The sequence below is a fragment of the Thermococcus celericrescens genome (assembly GCF_001484195.1).
Lineage (GTDB): Archaea > Methanobacteriota_B > Thermococci > Thermococcales > Thermococcaceae > Thermococcus > Thermococcus celericrescens.
This window is the reverse complement of the sequence record NZ_LLYW01000035.1, coordinates 20,996-43,346: the sequence shown is the minus strand read 5'-3', so window position 1 is coordinate 43,346 and position 22,351 is coordinate 20,996. Positions and strand designations below refer to the sequence as shown.

The window sequence follows — 22,351 nt, the reverse complement described above, 5'->3', positions numbered from 1 at the left end:
GGAATGGCAATAATCACGTTAGTTGGGGAAAAGCTGGCAAGACCAGGGGTTGAATTCATATATTACGGCCCGGCAGAACCGTGCAAGACGTGCAAGCTCGCAGGAGTCTGCGTCGGAAACCTCGAACCCGGCAGGAGATACAAAATCCTCCGCGTGAGGAGCATGCCCTCACACTCCTGCCCGCTTCACGAGGGCAAGGTTCGCGTCGTCGAGGTCGTCGAGCCCAGCATCGAAGTAGCGATAGAGCCTAGGCTGGCGATAGCAGGCTCGGTGATACAGCTCAAGTTCGAGGAGTGCAGCGACCCAGAGAAGGCAGAGCTTTTCAGCCCCGAGGGCCTCTTCGAGGGCGACCACGTAAAGATAATAGAAATCCTCGGCGACGTCGAGTGCAACGGCAAGACCTACAAGCACGTCAAGGTCATGCGCAAGAAGGATTAACCCCTTCTTTCCACTTTTGTGAACGCAATCAGCTCTTCTCCCCCCGCCATGATCCTGTAGGCACGCATCTTCCCATCAAGGAAATCCCTGATGGCCATCAGGGTTTTCTCGCGCCTAATCAGCAGTTCCCGGGCTTCATCGACGCTTATCGCCTCAAACCTCAGCCTCTCTCCCGGCCGGCTCTGGGCGACCAAGGGGAGGTCAGCCGCTGCAACGACGGATATCTTCGCGTAGCCGCCGGTCGTCTGGGCATCGCGGAGCATCACTATCGGCTTTCCGTTGGCCGGAACCTGAACCGCACCGGTCGGTATGGCGTCGGTCACTATCCCTGCACCCTTTTCCGAGTGCTCTATGGCCTTTCCATCGAGGCGGTAGCCCATCCTGTCGCTCTCCGGTGTTACCGTGTAGACCTCGCTCAGGAAGGTCTCTATTCCCTCTTCGGTGAAGTGGTCGAGGTTGGGGCCGAGAACGACGCGGACGGTCTTTTCCTTAGCCGAATAGTCTGGCCTCAGCTCCGGAGGAAGGTATCTCCCATCCTTCCCGGTTAGTATCGCGTAGCCGAGGTTTAACACATCCCCGGCCTTCAGCGGCCTTCCAAGGCCGGCCTTGGGATAGGCCGAGCAGCTCCCGAGGAGCGGTTCACACTTTATCCCGCCAGCGAAGGCTATGTAGCCGTAGAGCCTGCCCTTCAAAGCGCCAACCTCAAGGACGTCGCCCCTCTTCGCCCAGTGGCTCATCCAGGGTTCTATGGGAGCACCGTTGAGCCTGAGGTCAACGTCACCGGCAACTGCAAAGACGCCGGAAGCCCTGAACCGAATGGTTGGGCCGGCGAGGAGGAACTCAAGGAGGGGCGCATCACCGGGATTTCCGACGAGGTAGTTCGCTGTTCTCGCGGAGTAATCGTCCATGAAGCCCGAAACCGGAACGCCGAGCTTTCGGTAGCCCCTTCTACCGGAGTCCTGGACGGTGAGGAGTGAAGGGACGTTGAGGAGCTCAATCATCTCCCTCCCCCCATTCGGCCTCGTAGGGCTCTCTGAACTCCGACTCATCGATGGGAACGAACCTCACAATGTCACCTGGTCTTAGAAGGGTCGGAGGTTCTCTCTCGGGGTTGAAGAGCCTGAGCGGAGTCCTTCCGATGAGCCTCCAGCCGCCGGGGCTCTCGAGGGGATAGATGCCAGTCTGCCTTCCGGCTATCCCTACCGAGCCAGCGGGAACCTTCAGGCGGGGTTTTTCGAGCCTTGGAGCCGCTATCCTCTCGTCCATGCCGCCGAGATATGCGAAGCCCGGCAGGAAGCCGAGGAAGTAGACGCGGTAGGTCGGTCTGGAATGTATCTCGATCACGTCATCGACGCTCAGGCCGTTGTGTTCCGCCACAAAGCCGATATCCGGACCGTACCGGCCGCCGTAAACGACTGGAACCTCGACGAGTCTCCCCTCAAAGGATTCCGGTGAAACCTGGAGGAAGGGCTCAATGGCCTCCCTTACTTCGCTGAAGCTCACCTTGAGGGGATCGTAGAAGACGTAGACCGTCGAATAAGCCGGCACCACCTCAACGAGCCATTCAAAGTTAGCCTTCTCCACCGCGTCGGCAATAGCGTGTATTTTCGCGTTTACCTCTTCGTCAATGACCTCACCAAAGGATACGAGCAGCGCCGAGTCGCCGGCGGGTTTTATCGTCGGTTGCATGGTCTCACCGCACGATCTCCCTCATCGGCACTACCCTAACCCCTTCCTCCTCAAGGACTCTCCTTATCCTCGCTGCAATTTGGACTGCCTTCGGGTTGTCCCCGTGGACGCAGATGGAGTCAGCCTTCAGCTCGACCCACTCCCCGTTTATCGCCCTGACTCCACCGTCCTTGACCATCGAGACCACGCGCTCGGCTATCGCTTCCTCCTCGTGTATGACCGCTCCCGGCTTCGAACGGGGAACGAGGGTTCCGTCAGGGTTGTAAGCCCTGTCTGCGAAAACCTCGCGGGCAACCTTAACCCCCATCTCTTCGGCTATTTCTGCCGGCCTTGAGCCGGAGAGGGCCACGAATATCAGGTTCCTATCGAAGTCCGCTATCCCCTCGATGACCGCCCTCGCGAGCTCTTCCTCCTTAACGAGGGCGTTGTAGAGTGCCCCGTGGGGCTTAACGTGCTGGAGCTCGATTCCTTCAGCCCTCGTGAAGGCGTAGAGGGCGCCAATCTGGTAGAGGATGTAGTTCCTCGCCTCCTCGGGCGAGAGTTTCATATACCTCCTCCCGAAGCCGAGCAAATCCGGGTAGCCAGGGTGCGCCCCGACGGCCACTCCATTCTCCTTCGCAAGTCTTACAGTTCTCCGTATGACTATCGGGTCGCCGGCGTGCCAGCCCGTTGCAACGTTGGCGCTCGTGATGTAGTTCATGACCTCCTCGTCGAGGCCGAGCTTGTAACGGCCGAAGCTCTCGCCGAGGTCCGAGTTCAGGTCAACCTTCATCCGCACCACCGGCCTCATTTCGACGGAAATCTAAAAAAAGGGTTTCTCCGAGTTTAGGCCATGAAGGTTCAGGTCATAGATGCGGCGGTCTTCATTCAGGGGATAGACGTCGAGGGCTTCACGACGCCGAAGGTCGTTGATGAGGTTAAAGACCCGGAGTCGAGGCTCTTTTTGGAGGGGTTGATAAGCGCCGGAAAGGTCAAGGTCCTCGTCCCCTCAAAGGAGAGCCTTGAGGCGGTAAGGGAAGCGGCCAGAAAGACGGGCGAGCTGGGGGAGCTGAGCGAGGCGGACGTTGAGGTTTTAGCCCTCGCGTACGAGCTCAATGCTACCTTGTTCACCGACGACTACAACCTGCAGAACATAGCGAAAATCCTCGGAATAGAGTTCAGAACCCTGAAGCGCGGGATAAAGCGAGTCATCCGCTGGAACTACGTCTGCATCGGCTGTGGAAAGCGTTTCTCAGAGATGCCGCCGGAGGGAATCTGCCCGGATTGCGGCAGCCCGGTGAGGTTGATACCGAAGAAGAAGCGCCGGAGAAAACGCCCCGGACGGGCTCGGCGCTCATAGGGTACGTCACAACCGCAAAGCGGTTCAGCCCGTCTTGGAATCGTCACGGCCCGCCCGGGACGGCGTCAGATAGCGTTGCTCTTCACCGATCCGCGCAATTCGCTGTCATCATCCGCGGTTCAACCTTGGAGGTAGTAGGATATAAGCTTTCTCAGCTCAAGGTTGCGCTCGGGCTTCATTCTCAGGAACCGCTTAAGCTGGCTGTTCTCGGCTATTAGGCCCGAGAGCTCGGTGGCGAGTATCCTGTTGTCCTCGCTCAGGCCGTAGGCCTTGAAGCGGAGCGGGGCGTACTCCTTCTCAAGCTCCCACGTCCTTTCCTCAAGCTCCTTCACCTTCTCCTCAAGTTCCTCAAGGTTTCCCTTGGGCTTTTTGAACTCCCCTTTGAAGGCTATCTCGATGACCATCTCAGGAGAAACGCCGTATCTCTCGCCGAGACGCTCTATCTCCCCCCACAGTTCTTCGTTTATCTCGGCCCCAATTTTCCCGAAGCCCTTGTTCGGCTTGATGATGAGCTTCATCCCGTTCACACTCCATGAACGACTCGTTCACGATCCGTGAACTTTCTCAAGCTCTCTCCTCTTCTCCTCAACCTTCTTCCTGAGCTCCTCGTTTTCCCTTCTCAGCCTCTCACGCTCGGCTGTCATGAGCTCCTTGTCCCTCAAAGCCCTCTCATAGAATTCCCTGAGCTCCTCTATCTCCCCTTCCATCTTCCGAAGTTTTTCCTCGAGTTTTGCGATCTTCTCAAGAAGGACCCCCTCGCGCTCGGCCTTCAGGGTATCCTCCACCCGAGGAAGGTTTTCACGGAGGAGGGCACTGATATCGCGCCCCTTCAGGGCCTTGAATCTCTCTTTTTCCAGGATAATCCTAACCTCTCTCATTTTCTCTTCCTCTCCATCTCGGTCTTCCTGTCGTAGCAGAGAACATAAAACGCCAAAAGCCCCTTCCACCTTCCGTAGGGTTCTATAAGCTCCCTCACGTCTTTCTCCCGTACTTCCTTAACCCGCTTCCCAAAAATCTTTGCTATCCCCCTTCTGAGCCCAAGGTCTCCTGCGGGGTAGACGTTCTTTCTCAGACCGTAGGCCAGGAAAAGCTCCGCACTCCATTTCCCTATTCCTCGGAACCTCGTGAGGTATCTGATGGCATCCTCAACGCCCCAGTCCCAGAGTTCAAGGTCGAGCTTTTTGGCCAAATAAAGCTCCGTCAGGGACTTTATGTAACCAGCCCTATAGCCGAGCTTGGCCTTCTTCAGCTCCTCTTCGCTCAGAGACGCTATCCTTTCGGGGGTGGGGAATGCGTGTAAATCCCCCACCGGCCTGCCCGCGAGCTTTACGAGGTTCGCGATAGTTCTCTGGGCGAACTCGAAGCTGACCTGCTGCTGGGCTATCGTCTCAACTAACGCCTGGTAAGTGTCCGGTGAGGCGGGAACGGTGAGGCCGTGGAACTCGTCAATCAAGAAGGCGAAGGGGGAGTCGCTTATCTCGGCGTAGAAGGAATCCAGGTCCGTATCGAGGCCGAGGATAAAGGACAACTTTTCCTTCGCGGATTTTCGTTCCCTTCTGCCCCACGAATCCGGAAGAATGAAGTTCTCTCCATCGTAGCCGGCGATACCGCTCCCAAACGCCTGGTAGAAAACACCGTCTTCGAACTTCCACGTTCCGTTGCGTATCATCTCGCCCGCGGTCTTCCTCAGGTCAATCCCAGCCATCGGTCGAGCCTAACGGGGTTCTCCCTTATATCCTTTAGGGTCGAGACGTAGAGCCTCCTACCGTCAACGGAACGCTTGATTTGAAGCTCGCCCCTTTCCTCTAGGAAGCGCATGGCCTCTTTAACCTCTTCCGCACGAACCTCGAAGTTCTCCCTCAGGAAGTCCCAGTACGGCTCGTGCAGGCTGTATCCTGCGGCCGCACGGACGAGCTCCCAGGCCCTCGCGACCTTTTCATCACCCCTGGCGACGCGGTAGAGCTTGGCCAGAGTTTTCAGCTCCATGTTGCTGAATTCCCACCCAACATATAAATCACTTTTGGAAGGCAGGCAAAAGATTTAAACCCTTGAGTAGTACTGATATCAGGCGGTATGGATGAGGCTGAACGTTGCCCTGGTAATCCTGGTTTTGTTCATGGTGTTCCTCCCCAGCGTGAGTGCCCAGGGCGGCACAGTTTACGTTGCAAAGGTCGATGGAATGATAACCGGCTATACAGTCGATCAGTTCGACAGATACATAAGCAGGGCAGAGGATGCGAATGCCTCCGCTATAATTATCGAGCTGAACACCCCCGGCGGCAGGGCCGACGCCATGCAGGAGATAGTAACGCGGATTGAGAGCGCCAGGGTCCCGGTTATCATCTACGTCTACCCCTCGGGCGGAATGGCCGCATCCGCGGGAACGTACATCGCCCTGAGCTCCCATCTCATTGCCATGGCCCCTGGGACGGTGATAGGGGCCTGCAGGCCGATACTCGGCTACGGCCAGAACGGAAGCATCGTCGAAGCCCCGCCGAAGATAACCAACTTCTACGTGGCCTACCTCCGCGAGCTGGCCCGGATGAGCGGCAGGAACGAGACGCTCACGGCAGAGTTTATAACCGAGGACAGGAGCGTAACCCCCGAGGAGGCCATGAAGTACGGGGTCATTGAGGTCATAGCGACCGACCTTGACGACCTCCTCCAGAAAGCCGACGGCATGGAGACAAAGATGCCTGTCAAGGGAAAGGGGAAGGTCGTACTGCACATCAAAAACGCAAACGTGGTTTACCTGGAGCCATCCTTCAGGGACACAGTTGTAAAGTACATAACCGACCCAACCATAGCGTACCTCCTTCTGAACATAGGCTTCATAGGGCTGATATTCGGCTTTTTAACCCCCGGCTGGCACGTGCCGGAAACCATAGGGGCCATACTCCTAGTGCTCGGCCTCATCGGACTGGGTTACTTCGGATACCACAGCGCGGGCCTGATCCTCATAGTCCTAGCGATAATATTCTTCATAGCCGAGGCGCTGACGCCGACCTTCGGCCTGTTCACAGTTGCGGGGGTTGTGACCTTCGTCATAGGGGGCATTCTGCTCTTCAGCGGAACCGGAGCTGGAGGTGAGTACTTGGTGACGAGTGAGACGTACTCAGTACTGCGTATAGCGATACTGGTCATGGCAATACTGCTCGGGCTGTTCTTCCTCTTCGGTGCGGCCACTGTGGTCAGGGCCCACCGGAAAAAGCCCGAGGCTGGGAAAGAGGAGCTCATCGGGAAAGTCGGGAAGGTCGTGGAAGACGTCGACCCTGAGGGCGTCGTCAAGCTTCGTGGGGAGCTCTGGAAGGCGGAGAGCCAGGATGGGAGCAGAATCCCGGTCGGGGAGAAGGCCAAAGTTGTTGAAGTCAGGGGATTAACCCTCATCGTCGAAAAAGTTGGGGGAGTAAAGGAGGGAGAATGAATGGCCATAACGGCAAGTACTGTGGTTATTTCGATTGTTTTGTTGTTTGTTTTGATTATACTGGCAACGGCCATAAAGATAGTCAAGGAGTACGAGAGGGCGGTTATATTCCGCCTCGGTAGGGTCGTGGGAGCAAGGGGTCCCGGACTGTTCTTCATCATTCCAATATTTGAGAAGGCGGTCATAGTGGACCTCCGTACGCGCGTCCTCGACGTGCCGGTGCAGGAGACCATAACCAAGGACAACGTTCCCGTCCGGGTCAACGCCGTCGTTTACTTCCGCGTGGTTGATCCCGTTAAGGCGGTTACCCAGGTGGCGAACTACATAATGGCCACCAGCCAGATCGCCCAAACGACCCTGAGGAGCGTCATCGGCCAGGCACACCTCGACGAGCTGCTGAGCGAGAGGGAGAAGCTTAACCTCCAGCTCCAGAAGATCATCGACGAGGCCACGGATCCGTGGGGAATAAAGGTCAGCACGGTTGAGATCAAGGACGTTGAGCTGCCGAGCGGCATGCAGAGGGCCATGGCCAGGCAGGCCGAGGCAGAGCGTGAGAGGAGGGCCAGGATAACCCTTGCAGAGGCGGAGCGCCAGGCGGCCGAGAAGCTCCGCGACGCCGCTGAGATAGTGTCCCAGCACCCGATGGCCCTTCAGCTCAGGACGCTCCAGACCATAAGCGATGTTGCCAGCGACAAGAGCAACGTGATCATCCTGCCGCTCCCGATGGAGATGCTCAAGCTCTTCAGGAGCCTGGCGGACACCGCGGAGATGGCCAAGGTAAAGCTTGAAAAGGAAGTCCAGGAGAAGCTGGAGGCCGAGGCCAGGGCAAAGGCGGGAGAGGAGTGAACTACGAATAGTTTTTCTTCTATCTTTTTCCCATGTCTTTAGATGAACCGCAAAAAATAAAAGCATTGCCAGCATAGTTCATACACGCAAACTGAATACTCCGTATAAAATCGAAGGTCACAGTGATTATCGCGGGAAAGCGTCGTTAGCGCTTTACACCGGAGGTGTTAACTTTGGAAGGCCGTTCAATTGTTTTTGCATCTGGAAAAGGTGGAACTGGTAAAACAACGACGGTTGCAAACCTGGGTGTTGCTCTGGCCCAGTTCGGAAAGGAGGTCATTCTGCTGGACGCGGACATCACGATGGCGAACCTGAGCCTCGTCCTTGGAATGGAGGACATTCCAATAACCCTCCACGACGTTCTGGCGGGCGAAGCGGACCTCAAGGACGCCATCTACGAAGGCCCGGCGGGAGTCAAGGTCATACCTGGAGGACTGAGCCTGGAGAAGATAAAGAAGGCCAAGCCGGAGAAGCTCAGGCAGCTCATCAGGGAGATAGGCCAGATGGCGGATTTCGTCCTCATCGATGCCCCCGCCGGCCTCGAAATGACATCCGTCACTGCCCTTCTCATAGGTAAAGAGCTCATAATCGTTACCAACCCCGAGATATCCGCGATCACGGACTCCCTTAAAACCAAGCTCATCGCCGAGAAGCTCGGAACACTCCCCCTCGGAGCGATACTCAACAGGGTAACCAACGAGAAGACCGAACTCACCCAGGAGGAGATAGAGGCCATTCTTGAGGTCCCGGTTCTGGCGGTGATACCCGAGGATCCCGAAGTCAAGCGTGCAAGCGCCTACGGTGTCCCGCTGGTAATCAAGAACCCCACCAGCCCGTCGGCGATAGCCATCAAACAGCTTGCGGCCAAACTTGCGGGAATCAAGTGGCAACCACCCGAGCCAGAGAGCCCCATAAAGAGGGTCTTCAAGGCACTCTTCGGAGGGAAGAAGTGATGGCCGACGCCCTCGTGTATGGAATCGTGGTCATCCTCATAATCCTCAACATAATCCTTCTGATGCTCTACTACTCCGCCAAAAGCAACCCCTACTACGTCGTCTACGACGAGGAGACCAAGAGCGCTCTCAAGAGGCGCGTCTCAAGCCTCAAGGAGGATCTCGAAAGCGAGCTCATAGACTTTGATGTTGAGGAGTGGGAAAAGACCCTCGAAGAGTCCATTGACGAGGAAGTCAGGAACCTCTGAGCTTTTTAACCATTTTGTTATTAAACATTTTTGGGGCGTTAAATTTTAAAAGGTCTGTTCTATTAACTCTAAAATGGGGGTGGGCTGTTATGAAGGTCCGGCTCGGCTATCCAGACAGGATAGTCGAGGTCGATGATAGGACCGTCCGCGTCTTCAGGGGCAGACTCGTGAGCGCCCCCCTGAGTGAGGTCGTGAGCTACTACCTGAGGGGCGATGGACTTCTGCCGCCCGCGGTCAGGGAAATCGCCCGCGACATCGTTGGAGTTCTCCTCAGAACGGGTGAGCTCAAGGGCGAGTACCAGGGGATTACAGAGCAGGTTCATGGCCTCAGCAGATGATTTCTACATTATCCTGCAAGACCCCATCCCTTTTTTAAAATGTTTTTCCCGTACATCAGTTGAAAAAGTTTAAGTATTCTTCCGCACAATACTAGGAACTAAACTCGCAGGAGGGAATGGAAGTGAAGGTGAAGGTCAGGATACTGGATGTGTACAGCGGGAGATACTCGGTTTTTATAAATGAGAAAGAGGCCATGAAGGCCAAGCTTCACCCGGATGATCTCGTAAAGCTTGAGGCCGGCAAGAAAACGGTTTATGGTAGCGTAGTCATAAGCAGTCTTGTTAAGGAGGGAGAGATAGGAATAAGCAGGGACGTTCTTCAACTTCACAGCTTCTCTGAGGGTGAGGTGGTCACGGTCATTCCGAGCGGCACGCCCGAGAGCGTCCGCTACATAAAGAAGAAAATGAACGGAGGAAAGCTCCGGAAGGTGGAGATAGAGACGATAATCAAGGACATCGTTGACAGGAAGCTCCGCGACATTGAGATAAGCTCATTCGTCACCTCGCTTGAGATAAACGGCCTCGATATGGACGAGATAGCCGCCCTGACGATAGCCATGGCCGAGACAGGCGATATGCTCGACATAGACAGAAAGCCAATAATGGATGTCCACAGCATTGGAGGCGTCCCCGGCAACAAGACCAACATCCTCGTCGTGCCTATCGTTGCCGCCGCCGGCCTCACCATCCCTAAGACCAGTTCCCGCGCAATAACCAGCGCGGCCGGAACGGCGGACGTCGTGGAGGTCTTCGCGGACGTCAGCTTCTCCCTCGACGAGATAAAGCGCATCGTGGAGAAGATAGGCGCATGTATGGTCTGGGGCGGTGCCCTCAACCTCGCCCCGGCCGACGACATAACCATCAAATCGGAGCGCGCTCTCAGCATTGACCCGACCGGTCTGATGCTGGCCAGCATAATGTCAAAGAAGTACGCCATGGGCAGCCAGTACGTTCTCATTGACATTCCAACCGGCAAGGGCGTCAAGGTCGAGAGTGTGGACCAGGCCAGGGCCCTGGCGAGGGACTTCATTGAGCTGGGCAAGAGGCTCGGTCAGTACGTCGAGGTGGCCATAACCTACGGCGGACAGCCGATTGGACACACCGTTGGCCCGGCCCTCGAGGCGAGGGAGGCACTCCAGGCCCTTATGGCAGGCACCGGTCCTGGCAGCCTTATAGAGAAGGCCACCGGGCTCGCCGGAGTCCTCCTGGAGATGGGCGGTGTTGCACCGGCTGGAATGGGAAAGAAGATGGCGCGCGAGATACTCGAGAGCGGAAAGGCCTACCAGAAGATGCGCGAGATAATAGAGGAGCAGGGAGGCAACCCGGACATCAAGCCAGAAGATATCCCGGTTGGCGACAAGACCTACACGTTCACCGCACCGACCAGCGGCTACATCACCGCCATAGACAACAAGGCCATCACGGGAATAGCCAGGGCCGCAGGGGCGCCGGAGGACAAAGGCGCGGGAATCGAGCTGTACGTCAAGGTTGGGGAGAAGGTCAAGGAGGGCGATCCGCTCTTCACAATCCACGCGGAGAGCGAGGCCAGGCTCGACCAGGCGACAGTCTTTGCAAGGAGAACCGAGCCCATAAGAATAGAGGGGATGGTCCTTCAGAGGATAGGCAATATTTAATCCCTTTTTCTCTTTACTTCAGTACTTGAAAGTCGATCGCGATGTTGAACTGCCTTGGCGCGTAGGGGCGGACTTTCCTTTCCCCCCGGAACTCAACCCCAAAGCCCAGCTCCCGGGCAACGGCTTTAATCTTCGCCTCGTGCTCTGAGAACAGGTCTTCTTCCGGGCCAAAGCCGTAGTAGTGGATCACGCCACCGTCCCTAACGCTCAGCATGGCCTCCCTCAGGAAGCGGTCGGCGAACTTGGGGAGATTCATTATCACCCGGTCGGCCTCAAATTTGCCGGCCACCTTCCTCACGTCTCCGAGGATCGGCACGACGTTGTCGGCCTGGTTCAGTCTGATGTTCTCCTCAAGGTAGCGAATCGCCCATGGGTTGATGTCGCAGGCGAAGACGAGCTTTGCTTTCTTAGCTAGAAGCACCGCGTACGGCCCGACGCCGGCGAACATGTCGAAGACGACCTCCCAAGGGTGCGTCTTCTCGAAAATCCTCATCCGCTCCGTGGCCAGGCGGGGGGAGAAGTAAACTTTGGCAACGTCGAGCTTTAACCTTATCCCGTTCTCGCGATGGAGAGTTTCCGTTCTCCTCTCGCCGGCGAGGTAAATAAGCTCCCTCACACGGTATTCCCCAGAAATCTTGCTCCCCTTGGCGAAGACGGCCTTTATGTGGCGGTGAACCTTGAGAATCGCCTCGCCGATTGCTTTTCCATAGGGCATCAGCTCCTCCGGAAGCTCGATTATCGCAACCTCGCCGATTATGTCGAGGGAGCTCGGAAGGAGCCCTCTAACCTCGTCCGGAACCTCAACGACCTCGCGGTAGCTGTGGGGTTTTCTCTCAAGCCTCTCGAACTCAGCCTCGACAAGCTCGAAGCCCTCTACGGGCCCCGTGACCGGGAAGAGTATAAACTCGCCCTCCCGTTTGACGGCGTATCCTTTCGCCAGGACGCCGAGGTCGATTAGTTTTCTCCTGACTTTCTCAGCTTCCCGCTTGGGGACTTTGACTGCGAGCATGCTGTTCACCGTGAAGCAATCCATTACAAACACAATGTTCACTTCAAAAAACTTGCCGCCAGCGCTAAGCCTTTGAGGCGGCTCATAAAAGGTTTGTGGCTCTTAGAAAAACTTGATATGTTGCATTTTCAAAATCTCAGAATCATTTTAATCGGAGAATCCAAATCAAATGCCTTTTTAAAAGGGTTTGATTCGGAAGACGCCCGAAGGGCGTCGAAGAACAAGGAACCTCTACTAAAGATCTTTTTAAGCCAGATTCTCCACACGAGACAGCAAGTTGAACATGAAAACCATTTACTCAATAGTCCTCTAGAAAAGAGCCATGAACTTTGATGAAACTTTTGCTTGGCAAAAGTTTCTTATGGTGCCCCGGCCGGGATTTGAACCCGGGGCGCGGGCTCGAAAGGCCCGCATGTTTGACCGGGCTACACCACCGGGGCTCGATATTAGGGAAGGGAGAGCGTTTAAAAATCTTTCGTCTGAGGGAAAGCCGCCGGCAAACTTTTTAAACCTCCGCCCGACCCTCAACCGATGGCCATGAAGACGCTCGCCGATGTTTTCAGGGAAGCATTGAAAGAGAAGGGGATCGAGAGCTTCGGAGTGCTCTCAAAGAGGTTCAGGAAGTCAAAGAGCAAGCTCCAGGACGTGGCAGTGGAGATAATCAACGGAAAGGGAGCAATATTCCGCGTCCCGGAGAAAACCGCAGTGGCCTGGGACCTGAACGGCAACCGTGTCGAGGGCTCGCATTACGCCTACGCCCCGCTGTGCATGATGGAGAAGTTCGAGCCGGTTCTGATGCCCGAAGAGCTCCGCTCAAAGCTCCTAGAGTGGCCCTACTTCATAATCGACCTCTATCACTGGAACAAACATACGCAGAAGGAGAAGGGCAAGGTCTGCCTGCAGGTGAGCCAGAGCTACGGCCTGCTGAGGGACTACTTCACGGGGAGGGAGCTCGCCGTAACGTGGGCGAACGATGAGTTCGAGAGAATGTTTAAGGGCCCCATCGATAGAATAACACTCTACGCCGGGCCGACGGCGGAGTTTTTGAGGGAGAACGACATCGACGAGGTGGTCCTCCTCGACCCCTGGGCGGAGGAGGTTTTGAGCGAGAAGGATTTTGACGTTGGGGCCTTTATAATCGGCGGCATCGTCGACACCGGCGGGAACAAGAAGAAGACCACGCCAAAAATTGGTGAGGAGCTTGAGAAGGCTGGGATAAAGGTCCGCCGGAGGAAGATCGTTCTCAAGGGCGATGTTGTGGGCGTCCCCGACAGGATAAACCGCATCCTCGGCATAATCCTCAAGATGATGGTGGAAGGGAAATCAATGGATGAAGCCGTCTACGAGTTCCAGGAGCCACTTCACGCCCGCTGGCGCCTGAGGAAGGAGCTCCCCAAGCGTGCGATCAGATACAAAGTGAACGGCAAGACCTACCGGGTGGTCGAGAAGGAGCTGTTCGATGAGTACTCCAGATGGCTCAAAATCCGCTGGGAGGACTTCGTGAAGGTGCTGAGGGAGCTCGACCTGATAGCGCTCGAGCGGAAGAGGATACACCACCTCAACAAGATCTCCAACCCCAGGATAATAAACGGAAAGACATACCGGGTGATTCTCCTCAAGAAGGCCGCGATGCTGTGCTATAACTGCTGAAGATGATTTAAACAGGATCAAAAGTTTTATCATCCATCCTCTTTTTTGATCTTATTTATGAGTTCCTTCAACGCCTTTTGGCGTTCGATCTTTGAGTAGAAGTCATATTCAGCCCTCAGGAACTCATAATGTTCACGCTCATCCTCCGCTAGACTTTCCATAAGCTTCTTGTGCTCAGGGTTTTCGAGAAGTTCCGCGAGCATTTTGTATACCATCTCAGAAAGCTGCTCCGCGTCCATGCCAATTTCGAGGACCTTCAGGTAATCCCCGACAGTCCTGAGACGATAATCCCTCTCCCAGAATACTCGAGCCCAGCTCTTCAGGCGGACATCAGGAACTCCCTCACCGGGGAAGAGTGTCCGGAACAGTCTCGAAACCTCTAAGTCATGGCCCCGCTCCATTTCAAGGAACTTTTTAAATCTCTCTTTTGGATACCCATCCGGCAGTTTCTCATGGAGGAACTTGTAGAGTCCAGTGGAATCAACTTCCCCTCTGATCATGTATGCGAGTATCTCCTTAAGGGGTCTCTCTGCAAGTTCTCTGACGGCCTCTCTGACTTCCTCTCGAACGCTGGCCTTTTCCATGAACAGCTCAAGCGCCCGGCTCATGTCCCCCACCGTGGTAAATACAAGAAACCATGATATAAAAAGGTAGCCCAGATACCGGGGATGGAACCAAAAGAGAAATTAAAAATTTAGAAGAACACCACAACGGCGTCTCCCACTACGGCCGTTTCAACCTCTTCGCCCTCGCTGAACACCGCCTTCCTGAGCACGATGTCATCCTTGCTCAGCTCGACCTTCTGGCCTTCCACCTCAAACTCGACCTTTCCTGCCTCTTTGAGTGCCTTGGCGACTTCCCTGGCGTTCTCCTTGAGGTAGGCAGTAATCTTCGGCACGAGCTTGCCATAGCGCGGTCCCACCGTTCTGAAGTTGGGCTTTATCTCGGTGATGCGCTCCTCCAGGGCCGGCTCACCCTGGATTATCTCCAGCCTCTCGATGTTCATGGTTCCTGCGATGTCCTTCTCGATGGCCTTCAGGGCCTCATAGCTGTCGGTGGCGTAGATTGCCACGTGTTTGAGCTTGGCGTTCAAAGCCAGGCCGTGGCCGTTCTTGTAGCGCCTCATGGCACCGACTATCTCTCTCGCCAGCTCGCCGAGCTTCTCAGCCTCCTCGCTTATCCTGCCCTCATCGTACTTCGGCCACTCGAGGAGGTGCACGCTCTTGGCACCGACGTGGCCCTTGAACATCTCCTGGTAGAGCTCCTCAGTTATGTGCGGGGCGAGCGGCGCGAGGAGGAGCATGATGTTGTAGAGCAGCTCGTAAAGCGCCGCTTTCGCCTTCAGCTTGCTCTCCTCATCGTCGCCGTAGAGGCGGTGCTTGATCATCTCGATGTAATCGTCGGCCACCTCATGCCAGACGAAGGTCATCAGCTCTCTGGTGAGCAGGTTGAAGCGGTAGCGCTCCATCTCCTCGGTGGCGAACTTGATGACACGGTGCAGCCTTGAGAGTATCCACCTGTCGATTGGCTCAAGCTCCTCTGGAGCTTCCTTCGGGTCGAAATCGCTCAGGTGCCTCTCGGCGAAGCGGTAGATGTTCCAGACCTTCTGGAGGAAGCGGTAGTTGTAGTCGACGGTCTCCCACTTGAACGGGTGGTCCTCTCCGGGCGGAGCGAGGGCGGTCCAGAGCCTCAGAGCGTCGGCGCCGTACTTCGGGATCACCTCATCCGGGGCGACGACGTTGCCGTAGCTCTTGCTCATCTTCCTGCCGTCCGGGCCGGCCACCATTCCGTTGATGAGGACGTCGTCCCAGGCTTCTCGCCGGTGAGGACGTGGGTTCTGAATATCGTGTAGAAGGCCCACGTCCTTATGATGTCCGTTCCCTGCGGCCTGAGTGCGGTCGGGAAGTTGTGCTCGAACCAGCGCTTGGCTTCTTCGTCGCCCTTAATCGCCTCGTGCCACCGGGTTATGATGAGCGGGGTTATACTGGAGTCTATCCAGCAGTCGAGGACGTCCGTTACGGGCTCAAGTTCGGCACCGCAGACCGGGCACTTCTCCACGGGCGGCTTGTCGAAGCGCGGGTCAACCGGAAGGTCTTCCTCCCTCGCCGGAACTACGTGGCCGTTCTTGCAGACCCAGAACGGGAGCGTCGTTCCAAACACGCGCTGCCTGCTTATAACCCAGTCCCAGTCCATTGAGTCCGCCCAGTCCTTCAGACGGAGGAACATGTCGCTCGGGTACCAGTTGATCTCCTCCGCAACCTTCACTATCTCGTCCGTGAAATCCCTCACCTTGATGAACCACTGGGTCTTGGGGAGCAGCTCGATGGGTGCCATACATGAGCTCCTCTCGGTGTGCCTCAGCACGCGGTGGTGGACCTTCTTCCTGTCGTAGAGCAGGCCCATCTTTTCGAGGTCTTCAGCGATCTTCTCGCGCACCTCTTCCGCCTTAAGGCCGGCGTAGGGGCCGGCGTTTTCGTTCATCGTGCCGTCCTCATTGATGGCGATGATAACCGGGAGGTTGTAGCGCTTCTGCCAGACGACGTCCTGCTCGTCACCGTAGGTACAGTTGTAGACCGCACCGGTTCCGAATTCAGGGTCAACGTCCTCATCTGCTATAACCGGTACTTCCCTCTCGAATATCGGGAGCTTAACCTTCTTGCCGACAACGTCCTTGTAGCGCTCGTCCTCCGGGTGGACGAAGACGGCAACACAGGCGGGCATCAGCTCGGGCCTGGTCGTGGCTATCGGGACGTAGCCGCTTCCATCGGCGAGTGGGAGCTTGATGTAGTAGAGGTAACCATCCTCCTCAACGTAGCCAACCTCAGCTTTAGCGAGGCTCGTCCTGCAGCGCGGGCACCAGTAGACCGGGTGCTTGTCGCGGTAGAGCATGCCCTTCTCGTAGAACTCAAGGAGGGACTTCTGCACGGCAGCCCTGTACCAGTCGTCCATCGTGTGGTACTCCAGGTCCCAGTCTGCGGAGTAGCCTATCCTGATAAACTGGTTGCGCATCGCCTCGATGGCCTGCCAGGTCCACTCAATGCACTTCTGGAGGAACTTCTCTGGCTGGTCTTTGCTGATTCCGAACTCCTTCTCCACCTTAAGCTCGGTCGGCAAGCCGTGGTTGTCGAAGCCCTGCGGGAAGAGCACGTTGTAGCCGGTCATTCTCTTATAGCGCGCTATGATATCGATCCAGGTGTGGCTGAGCACGTGACCGAGGTGGAGCGTTCCGCTCGTGAACGGGGGCGGGGTGTCTATCGCGTAGCTCGGTCTCTTCTCGTCGAGCTCGTACTTGTAGATTTTCTCATCCAGCCAGAACTTCTGCCACTTCGGTTCAATCTCGTTCGGGTCGTAGGTCTTAGGAAGCATGGGCATCACCTTTTCGGTTTTTTGAAGATGGGTTACCCTCAGAAGGGCGGCTTAAAAATCTTAGCAACGCCGGTGGTGCCGGAGTAAAGGCTAACCAAGAAGCGCGGAACGCATGGGATTCAAAGGTTGAAATCAGCGTTACGGTGGACGATAGGCACCACCGGGGTATAGAAATGGGCAGGGGTTTAAAAATTTTAGGGTTAAAAAATGAAAGAACCCTCATTCTTGATCGAATTCCGAGAGCAACAGCAGTGGAAGGGCAGAGGCAAGGGCGAGGATTCCTGCCGTTTTGTACGCCACTTCCAGGCCGAAGGAAGAAGCCAGTGCTCCAACGAAGATGTTTGCGGCGGCCATGAAGCCACTCGCCATCGTGCTCATCGCGGAGTTAACGGTCGAACGGGCTTCGGATGGGATGAATCTGTTCCTGACAACGGCCATCACCGGAAATCTGGCTCCCAGCGTGATTTCAATGGCAAAAAGCAGCAGAATACTGGGTGCAAGGCCCTCCACAAGGCCGAGGAGGAGTATCTCAAGTCCCCACAGTGCCGTTAATGCGGCGAGTGCCCTTGGTGTGGGACTGATTTTCTTTGCAATCAGCGCTCCCCCGGAGGTGGACAGCACCATCAGTGCAAAGAGCAGACCCATGTACGTCTCTGGAAGTCCCCTGCCCGAAAGCAGTATCATCCAGAAAGTGAAAAACGCCCTGACGGAGAAGCTGAGGAGGAATGAAGCAGCCAGAAGGAAGTGAACTGCCCGGTTGTGCCTGAGCTCGTGCAGACCCTCCTTGAGCACCTCAACGTAGCTCTTTTTCAGTGTCCCGTAGTTGTCCGGCAGCAGGAGGTACGCCGTGAGGGCCGATGCGATCGAGAGCAGTCCCGCGGCTAACACGGGCAGATTCGGTGCGAGTGACGCCAGATAGCCCGCGGAAAGACCACCAGCAAATCGAACCGGCCCTGAGAGCGCCTTGACCCTGCTGAGGACGTCTTTGACCCTGTTGCCGTCGCCAAGGGAATCGTACAGCCAGGGTATCATCGTCCCGCTGACCAGCGCCGCCCCGAATCCGGTCATTGCCGAACCCAGGAGAACCATAGGAAGGCCGCTGGAGAGCGCTATCATCAGGAGTCCGGTGCCGAAGAGAGCACTCCCCGCTGCGCACGTTTTCACCCGGCCGTACCGATCCGCAAAACCACCCGTTGGAAAGTCCGTTAGGAGCTGGACGATCTCAGAAACGCCCTGAACCAGGCCAATCTCCGAAAAACTGAGGCCCACCGTTTTAAGCCACAGGCTCAGGTAAGGGCCCAGTACCGCCGAGCCCAGCGAACTCAGCAGTGCCGCCACTGTGTAGCGCCATTCCAGACCGCGCTTTCCTCCTTCCATGAACGATAGGCATCACCCCTGTACAGAAGTGGATGGGGGTTTAAAAATTTTGGGCTACTTCACCGCCACCAGCCAGTACCTCCTGTCGCTGGGCCTCAGCTCGTGGAGGTCTCCGTAGATTTTGACCTTCCTGAAGTGCTTCTCAGCTAAGAGTCTCATCTCCCTCGGGGTGTAGATGTTGAGCTCGTCGTCCACCATGAAGGCCCTAACGCTCCCGTCGGGCTTCACTATCTGCACGAGCCTCTTGAAGTGGAGTTTCTGGAAGGCCGGCTCGATTTCGCGCCAGTCGGTTATGATTAACCGCTCATCGCCCTTCCGCTCGTCCCATACTATCGGGCCGTCCCTTCCGCCGTAGTACCAGCACGGGAAGTCAGCGATGAAAATCCCGCCCGGCCTGAGAGCCCATTTTACAGAATTAAATAATTCCTGAATTGTAGAATCATCGAAATACATGATTGAAGAGAAAAACATCGTTATCGCGTCGAACTCTTCCTCAAAATCAATCTCAAGCGCGTTTCCCCGAATGAACTCGACGCTAAGCCCTTCCCTTTCGGCCTTTCTTCTCGCGACGGTCAGCATCTCTTCGTGGAGGTCGAGGCCTGTAACATGGTATCCCCTCCTCGCGAGTTCGAGCGTTGGAATTCCGGTTCCACAGGCAAGGTCTAGGATTCGCCGTACTTCCCTTTCCGCATCCTCTCTAAAGAGTCCCTCCACGAAGTCTATCTCCTGAGAAACCCGCTCGACCCTCCGTCTGTAAATCGCGTCGTAGTACTCGGCAAGGGCCGTGTAGAGTTCGTGCATGGTACCACCAGAAATATGGACATATTTTCAAACAAAAGATTTTCGGCGCTCAGAACTCAACGGGCCACATGTTGGTGTACAGCAGAAACCGCGTATCCCCGTCGGTGCTCTCCTTAACCTTTCTAAGCGGCACCCTCTTGGTGGAATCCTCCCCTTCTCCCACCCCCAGATTCTTGACGTAAAGGATCACCCTCTTTGGCGGTTCTTTGACTTCCGTTTCTATCCTTATCTCCCGTTCCATTATTTCACCGCCCCGGGTCAGCACGGTTACGACGAGGTCGTCCCCTCCCTCGATTTTCCATGAATAGCTCCTGCCCAGCGGCATTCTGGCTTTGATTACCAGCACGTTGCGTCCAACCTTCCCACGCCCGAAGATGCCCATGCTGAACGACACCCCAAGCGCGAGGAGGAGAAGCGGAGGGGCGAGGTAGTATAGCTCCCCGAAATCCACCTTTCTCCCGGTGAGGTAATCAATCGCCCACAGGAACACCAGGGCGGACGTTACCGTTGCCACGGCCATCACTAAGAGGGAGGGGTAAACGACGCCCGCAACGTCCCCCGCGGGAATTTCCCACTCACTCATAATCCTCTCCTTCTCAAGCAGCTCCCCGATGTAGTCGTCAACTATCGAGACAACGACGAGCACGGGGATGTAGAAGAACGCCCGTGAAGTTGGGAGTAGCACGTTTTCCCTCAGTGCATCCATCAGAGGTGGGTACAGGGTCGGGAACGCTGTTTCGACCAGGGGGGAGGCCCTCATTATCAGGTACAGCATGTTCGCGAAGTAAGCGAGGGAAATCAACCACCCGGGGGATTCACCGTTGAGAACTATAAACCCCACCAACGCGGCCACGCCGAGGCGGATCAGCGTTTCTGGAGCGGCGATCCCGAGTCCACCAAGAAACGCCGTCAGGGGGGCTATCGAGGTCAGCATGTCCGAAACTATGAGTACCATTGGTACCAAAACTGCCAGCCTCAGTGCCGTCAGGACGTGATCCGTTCTCATCTTATCAGCCTCACAGTTTTTGTGACGACGGAGGTCACGTCTTCCCTGGTCGGATCCCAGAGGATTGAGTAAACACCCGCCCTTAGAAGGTCATGCCGGAGGGCCCGCTTCTCCAGCAGTATCAGCGAGCTGACCTCCCTCTCCAGAAGCGAGTACGTGGACACATCGAACACGAGCATTGGAAGCCGTTTATCCCGGTATATCGGACGAAGCCTTCTTATGCCCTCCATGACCTCCGCCAGTCTTTCGGGGAGCAGGTTTGAGACGTAAATCACCAGGGGTGTGTAGCGGATAAGCACGTGCTTGAGGCCCTCCACGGCGCGAACGAAGTCCTCCTTTTCAACTTCAACCTCTTCAAGCTCCAGGAGCGTTTTAACCAGGATATACAGCTGCTTTGACCCGGTGGCGGGAAGGATGAGCTTTCCGTGGCCCACTACGTAGAGGCCAACGTTGTAGTTTCTCTTTGTGAAGTAGTACGCCAGGGAAGATACGAGCTGGATGCTGTATTCCAGGGGGTTTTCCACGGAGGAGCCGACTTTGGAGCCCGTTGCGTCTATGATGAAAAGCACCGTCTTTTTGCCCTCCTTCTCGAACTCGTTTACCAGAACCTCACCCTTCCTGGCGGACGCCTTCCAGTTTATGAAGCGGACGGGGTCGCCCGCGCGGTACTCCCTTATCTCCCTGAAGTCCGTGGAGGCCACGCCCCTGATGGAGACGCTCGTCACGGGGATGGGAATCTGGGACTTTGTAACAGGCGTTCTGGTCCTCTTCGGAAGGCTTACGCGCGGCAGCACCGATAGGTAGGTTTCTTCACCAAAAACACCCCACCTGCTCGGTTTGAGCCCAAAGACGTGGTAGCCCATCACCTCACTGCGGCCGATGCGGTACCTGCCCCTCTTCGCGGGTTTGATGATGTACTCGTACTCCACCACCAGTTCCCGGGGCCCCTTGAAAAACGCCCGGACGTTGCTCCCATCCACCAGCGCAAACTCCTCCGGGAGGGCGTCCCTTATCACCACGAAGCCGAGGCCGCGCCCGACCTTGAGGCGCACGCTGACCCTCAGTTCTTCCCCCACCCGAAGGTTCGTTTTGACGAGCTCCCGCTCAACCGATATTCCCTCCGGGGGATCGGCCAAAAGCCCCACCGCCAGCACCGTCATGGGAATTACCGCCAGGTACGCCAGTCCCGGCATGGAGAAGATTATTCCAGCTGCGATGAACCAGAGGGCGGTGGAGATGAAGGAGCGGGCCGCGGTCATCACTCCTCACGCTCGAACTCTTTGGGAACTGGGACCCTCTTAACCGCCGCCTCGACGATCTCCCGACCGCTCACCCCCTCAAAGGCGTACTCCGCTCCGAGGACGATTCTGTGGGCTAGCGCATCTATGACGTATCTCTTAACGTCATCGGGAACAACGAAATCCCTGCCGTTCATCATGGCGTTCGCCTTGGAAACCTTCAGCAGCGCCAGAGCGCCTCTGGGGCTCGGGCCCGCCTCGACCCTTTCGTCCTTCCTGACCTCCCTGACGATTCCCGCGATGTATTTGAGAACCTCGTCGTGTATAAACACCTCGTGCTCAACGAACGCCTGCATCTCCAGGAACGTGCCCCTGTCCATGACCGGCTCCATGTCCGCCGTTGGGTCGTCTTTGCCCCACGATATCCTGGCCTTGAGGATTCCGACTTCGTCATCCAAGCTCTTCGGATATCCCACGCTCATTCTGAGGAGGAACCTGTCGAGCTGGGCCTCGGGGAGGGGGTAGGTTCCCTCGTACTCGATGGGGTTCTGGGTGGCTATCACGAAGAAGGGCCTCTCAAGCTTCAGGGTGTCGCCCTCTATCGTGACCTGGCGCTCCTCCATTGCCTCAAGCAGCGCGGACTGGGTCTTGGGGGGAGCGCGGTTGATCTCGTCCGCCAGAAGGACGTTCGTGAAAACCGGCCCCTTCAGAAGCTCAAACGTTCCGAGGTTTTGCCTCCAGACTTTGGTCCCTATGATGTCGCTCGGCAGCAGGTCGGGCGTGAACTGAACCCTGCGGTACTCCAGGCCGAGGGCGCGGCCGAAGGCCTTAGCGAGCAGGGTTTTCCCCAGACCCGGATGGTCCTCAAAGAGGACGTTTCCATTTACGAGAGCCGCCGCCAGCGTTTTCCTTACAACTTCCTCGTTGCCGATGTAAACCTTGGAAACCGCCGAAACGACTTCATCGCAGAGGGTTGCGTAGGACTCCGCGTTCAT

The 22,351-nt window shown here is 56.4% G+C and carries 23 protein-coding genes, 1 tRNA gene and 1 pseudogene; 9 read left to right on the top strand and 16 right to left on the bottom strand.

What is annotated here, in order from left to right:
- Positions 1–3: 3 nt before the first annotated feature.
- Positions 4–438, top strand: coding sequence for a UPF0179 family protein (locus APY94_RS09905; protein ID WP_058939473.1), 435 nt, complete (start codon positions 4–6; stop codon positions 436–438).
- Here APY94_RS09905 and APY94_RS09900 read toward each other — a convergent pair.
- The 3 genes from APY94_RS09900 to APY94_RS09890 are packed head-to-tail and all read right to left on the bottom strand — an operon-like array spanning position 435 to position 2,899.
- The gene (locus APY94_RS09900; protein ID WP_058939472.1) at positions 435–1,439 is read right to left on the bottom strand and encodes a 5-oxoprolinase subunit C family protein; all 1,005 of its coding nucleotides are present in this window, start codon (positions 1,437–1,439) and stop codon (positions 435–437) included. The genes APY94_RS09905 and APY94_RS09900 overlap by 4 nt on opposite strands.
- The gene (pxpB, locus tag APY94_RS09895) at positions 1,432–2,127 is read right to left on the bottom strand and encodes a 5-oxoprolinase subunit PxpB (protein ID WP_058939471.1); all 696 of its coding nucleotides are present in this window, start codon (positions 2,125–2,127) and stop codon (positions 1,432–1,434) included. Before pxpB ends, APY94_RS09900 begins: the two co-directional genes overlap by 8 nt.
- 4 nt (positions 2,128–2,131) lie before the next feature.
- The gene (locus tag APY94_RS09890) at positions 2,132–2,899 is read right to left on the bottom strand and encodes a LamB/YcsF family protein (protein ID WP_058939470.1); all 768 of its coding nucleotides are present in this window, start codon (positions 2,897–2,899) and stop codon (positions 2,132–2,134) included.
- Between the two features lie 60 nt (positions 2,900–2,959).
- Here APY94_RS09890 and APY94_RS09885 point away from each other — a divergent pair, with 60 nt between their 5' ends.
- The gene (locus APY94_RS09885) at positions 2,960–3,466 is read left to right on the top strand and encodes a type II toxin-antitoxin system VapC family toxin (RefSeq protein WP_058939469.1); all 507 of its coding nucleotides are present in this window, start codon (positions 2,960–2,962) and stop codon (positions 3,464–3,466) included.
- Positions 3,467–3,585: 119 nt separating this feature from the next.
- Here APY94_RS09885 and APY94_RS09880 read toward each other — a convergent pair whose 3' ends face one another.
- Genes APY94_RS09880 through APY94_RS09865 form a run of 4 tightly spaced genes read right to left on the bottom strand, consistent with a single transcriptional unit; the run spans position 3,586 to position 5,452 of the window.
- Entirely contained in the window at positions 3,586–3,984 is a 399-nt protein-coding gene (locus APY94_RS09880) for a hypothetical protein (protein ID WP_058939468.1), read from the bottom strand.
- A gap of 27 nt (positions 3,985–4,011) precedes the next feature.
- Complete coding sequence (locus tag APY94_RS09875; protein ID WP_058939467.1) at positions 4,012–4,344, bottom strand: hypothetical protein; 333 nt, start codon at positions 4,342–4,344, stop codon at positions 4,012–4,014.
- A complete protein-coding gene (locus APY94_RS09870; protein WP_058939466.1) occupies positions 4,341–5,171 on the bottom strand; it encodes a DNA-3-methyladenine glycosylase family protein in 831 nt (276 codons plus the stop codon). Before APY94_RS09870 ends, APY94_RS09875 begins: the two co-directional genes overlap by 4 nt.
- A complete protein-coding gene (locus tag APY94_RS09865; protein WP_058939465.1) occupies positions 5,153–5,452 on the bottom strand; it encodes a hypothetical protein in 300 nt (99 codons plus the stop codon). The genes APY94_RS09870 and APY94_RS09865 overlap by 19 nt, the downstream gene beginning before the upstream one ends.
- Before the next feature lie 91 nt (positions 5,453–5,543).
- On the opposite strand from APY94_RS09865, the gene APY94_RS09860 reads away from it, so the two are divergent.
- The 6 genes from APY94_RS09860 to APY94_RS09835 all read left to right on the top strand — a co-directional run bounded on the left by APY94_RS09860 (position 5,544) and on the right by APY94_RS09835 (position 10,909).
- On the top strand, positions 5,544–6,890 hold the full coding sequence (locus APY94_RS09860; protein WP_058939464.1) for an NfeD family protein: 1,347 nt from the start codon (positions 5,544–5,546) through the stop codon (positions 6,888–6,890).
- Positions 6,891–7,736: a slipin family protein gene (locus APY94_RS09855; protein ID WP_058939463.1), complete on the top strand. Its 846-nt coding sequence runs from the start codon at positions 6,891–6,893 to the stop codon at positions 7,734–7,736.
- 173 nt (positions 7,737–7,909) lie between these two features.
- Positions 7,910–8,689: a cell division ATPase MinD gene (gene minD, locus APY94_RS09850; RefSeq protein WP_058939462.1), complete on the top strand. Its 780-nt coding sequence runs from the start codon at positions 7,910–7,912 to the stop codon at positions 8,687–8,689.
- On the top strand, positions 8,689–8,937 hold the full coding sequence (locus tag APY94_RS09845; protein WP_206206007.1) for a hypothetical protein: 249 nt from the start codon (positions 8,689–8,691) through the stop codon (positions 8,935–8,937). The genes minD and APY94_RS09845 overlap by 1 nt, the downstream gene beginning before the upstream one ends.
- Positions 8,938–9,026: 89 nt before the next feature.
- Positions 9,027–9,275, top strand: coding sequence for a hypothetical protein (locus APY94_RS09840; protein WP_058939460.1), 249 nt, complete (start codon positions 9,027–9,029; stop codon positions 9,273–9,275).
- Between the two features lie 122 nt (positions 9,276–9,397).
- On the top strand, positions 9,398–10,909 hold the full coding sequence (locus tag APY94_RS09835) for an AMP phosphorylase (protein ID WP_058939554.1): 1,512 nt from the start codon (positions 9,398–9,400) through the stop codon (positions 10,907–10,909).
- Between the two features lie 13 nt (positions 10,910–10,922).
- Here APY94_RS09835 and trm5b read toward each other — a convergent pair whose 3' ends face one another.
- Both trm5b and APY94_RS09825 read right to left on the bottom strand, forming a co-directional pair.
- Positions 10,923–11,918, bottom strand: coding sequence for a tRNA (guanine(37)-N1)-methyltransferase Trm5b (gene trm5b, locus APY94_RS09830; RefSeq protein ID WP_058939459.1), 996 nt, complete (start codon positions 11,916–11,918; stop codon positions 10,923–10,925).
- A 362-nt stretch (positions 11,919–12,280) separates the two neighbouring features.
- Positions 12,281–12,358, bottom strand: a tRNA-Glu gene (locus APY94_RS09825).
- Positions 12,359–12,455: 97 nt separating this feature from the next.
- On the opposite strand from APY94_RS09825, the gene trm10 reads away from it, so the two are divergent.
- On the top strand, positions 12,456–13,568 hold the full coding sequence (trm10, locus tag APY94_RS09820; protein WP_058939458.1) for a tRNA (guanine(9)-/adenine(9)-N1)-methyltransferase: 1,113 nt from the start codon (positions 12,456–12,458) through the stop codon (positions 13,566–13,568).
- Positions 13,569–13,597: 29 nt separating this feature from the next.
- Here the strand turns inward: trm10 and APY94_RS09815 are convergent, their stop codons facing one another.
- From APY94_RS09815 to APY94_RS09785, 7 genes and pseudogenes are all read right to left on the bottom strand, one after another.
- Positions 13,598–14,176, bottom strand: a complete 579-nt coding sequence (locus APY94_RS09815) for a ferritin-like domain-containing protein (protein WP_058939457.1) — start codon at positions 14,174–14,176, stop codon at positions 13,598–13,600.
- Positions 14,177–14,262: 86 nt separating this feature from the next.
- A pseudogene (locus APY94_RS09810) lies at positions 14,263–16,934 on the bottom strand (valine--tRNA ligase).
- Between the two features lie 219 nt (positions 16,935–17,153).
- A complete protein-coding gene (locus APY94_RS09805; protein ID WP_058939456.1) occupies positions 17,154–18,311 on the bottom strand; it encodes an MFS transporter in 1,158 nt (385 codons plus the stop codon).
- A gap of 54 nt (positions 18,312–18,365) precedes the next feature.
- Complete coding sequence (locus APY94_RS09800; RefSeq protein WP_058939455.1) at positions 18,366–19,112, bottom strand: class I SAM-dependent methyltransferase; 747 nt, start codon at positions 19,110–19,112, stop codon at positions 18,366–18,368.
- A 49-nt stretch (positions 19,113–19,161) separates the two neighbouring features.
- Entirely contained in the window at positions 19,162–20,118 is a 957-nt protein-coding gene (locus tag APY94_RS09795) for a hypothetical protein (protein ID WP_058939454.1), read from the bottom strand.
- Positions 20,115–21,377 (bottom strand): DUF58 domain-containing protein, encoded by a 1,263-nt coding sequence (locus tag APY94_RS09790; RefSeq protein ID WP_058939453.1) that lies wholly within the window; start codon positions 21,375–21,377, stop codon positions 20,115–20,117. The genes APY94_RS09795 and APY94_RS09790 overlap by 4 nt, the downstream gene beginning before the upstream one ends.
- Positions 21,377–22,351: an AAA family ATPase gene (locus APY94_RS09785; protein ID WP_058939452.1), complete on the bottom strand. Its 975-nt coding sequence runs from the start codon at positions 22,349–22,351 to the stop codon at positions 21,377–21,379. The genes APY94_RS09790 and APY94_RS09785 overlap by 1 nt, the downstream gene beginning before the upstream one ends.

Excerpts from the sequence above, each read along its gene's own strand:
- APY94_RS09905 (WP_058939473.1), top strand. The coding sequence starts at position 4 with ATGGCAATAATCACGTTAGTTGGGGAAAAGCTGGCAAGACCAGGGGTT.
- APY94_RS09900 (WP_058939472.1), bottom strand. The coding sequence starts at position 1,439 with ATGATTGAGCTCCTCAACGTCCCTTCACTCCTCACCGTCCAGGACTCC.
- pxpB (WP_058939471.1), bottom strand. The coding sequence starts at position 2,127 with ATGCAACCGACGATAAAACCCGCCGGCGACTCGGCGCTGCTCGTATCC.
- APY94_RS09890 (WP_058939470.1), bottom strand. The coding sequence starts at position 2,899 with ATGAAGGTTGACCTGAACTCGGACCTCGGCGAGAGCTTCGGCCGTTAC.
- APY94_RS09885 (WP_058939469.1), top strand. The coding sequence starts at position 2,960 with ATGAAGGTTCAGGTCATAGATGCGGCGGTCTTCATTCAGGGGATAGAC.
- APY94_RS09880 (WP_058939468.1), bottom strand. The coding sequence starts at position 3,984 with ATGAAGCTCATCATCAAGCCGAACAAGGGCTTCGGGAAAATTGGGGCC.
- APY94_RS09875 (WP_058939467.1), bottom strand. The coding sequence starts at position 4,344 with ATGAGAGAGGTTAGGATTATCCTGGAAAAAGAGAGATTCAAGGCCCTG.
- APY94_RS09870 (WP_058939466.1), bottom strand. The coding sequence starts at position 5,171 with ATGGCTGGGATTGACCTGAGGAAGACCGCGGGCGAGATGATACGCAAC.
- APY94_RS09865 (WP_058939465.1), bottom strand. The coding sequence starts at position 5,452 with ATGGAGCTGAAAACTCTGGCCAAGCTCTACCGCGTCGCCAGGGGTGAT.
- APY94_RS09860 (WP_058939464.1), top strand. The coding sequence starts at position 5,544 with ATGAGGCTGAACGTTGCCCTGGTAATCCTGGTTTTGTTCATGGTGTTC.
- APY94_RS09855 (WP_058939463.1), top strand. The coding sequence starts at position 6,891 with ATGGCCATAACGGCAAGTACTGTGGTTATTTCGATTGTTTTGTTGTTT.
- APY94_RS09845 (WP_206206007.1), top strand. The coding sequence starts at position 8,689 with ATGGCCGACGCCCTCGTGTATGGAATCGTGGTCATCCTCATAATCCTC.
- APY94_RS09840 (WP_058939460.1), top strand. The coding sequence starts at position 9,027 with ATGAAGGTCCGGCTCGGCTATCCAGACAGGATAGTCGAGGTCGATGAT.
- trm5b (WP_058939459.1), bottom strand. The coding sequence starts at position 11,918 with ATGCTCGCAGTCAAAGTCCCCAAGCGGGAAGCTGAGAAAGTCAGGAGA.
- trm10 (WP_058939458.1), top strand. The coding sequence starts at position 12,456 with ATGAAGACGCTCGCCGATGTTTTCAGGGAAGCATTGAAAGAGAAGGGG.
- APY94_RS09815 (WP_058939457.1), bottom strand. The coding sequence starts at position 14,176 with ATGAGCCGGGCGCTTGAGCTGTTCATGGAAAAGGCCAGCGTTCGAGAG.
- APY94_RS09805 (WP_058939456.1), bottom strand. The coding sequence starts at position 18,311 with ATGGAAGGAGGAAAGCGCGGTCTGGAATGGCGCTACACAGTGGCGGCA.
- APY94_RS09800 (WP_058939455.1), bottom strand. The coding sequence starts at position 19,112 with ATGCACGAACTCTACACGGCCCTTGCCGAGTACTACGACGCGATTTAC.
- APY94_RS09795 (WP_058939454.1), bottom strand. The coding sequence starts at position 20,118 with ATGAGAACGGATCACGTCCTGACGGCACTGAGGCTGGCAGTTTTGGTA.
- APY94_RS09790 (WP_058939453.1), bottom strand. The coding sequence starts at position 21,377 with ATGACCGCGGCCCGCTCCTTCATCTCCACCGCCCTCTGGTTCATCGCA.
- APY94_RS09785 (WP_058939452.1), bottom strand. The coding sequence starts at position 22,351 with ATGAACGCGGAGTCCTACGCAACCCTCTGCGATGAAGTCGTTTCGGCG.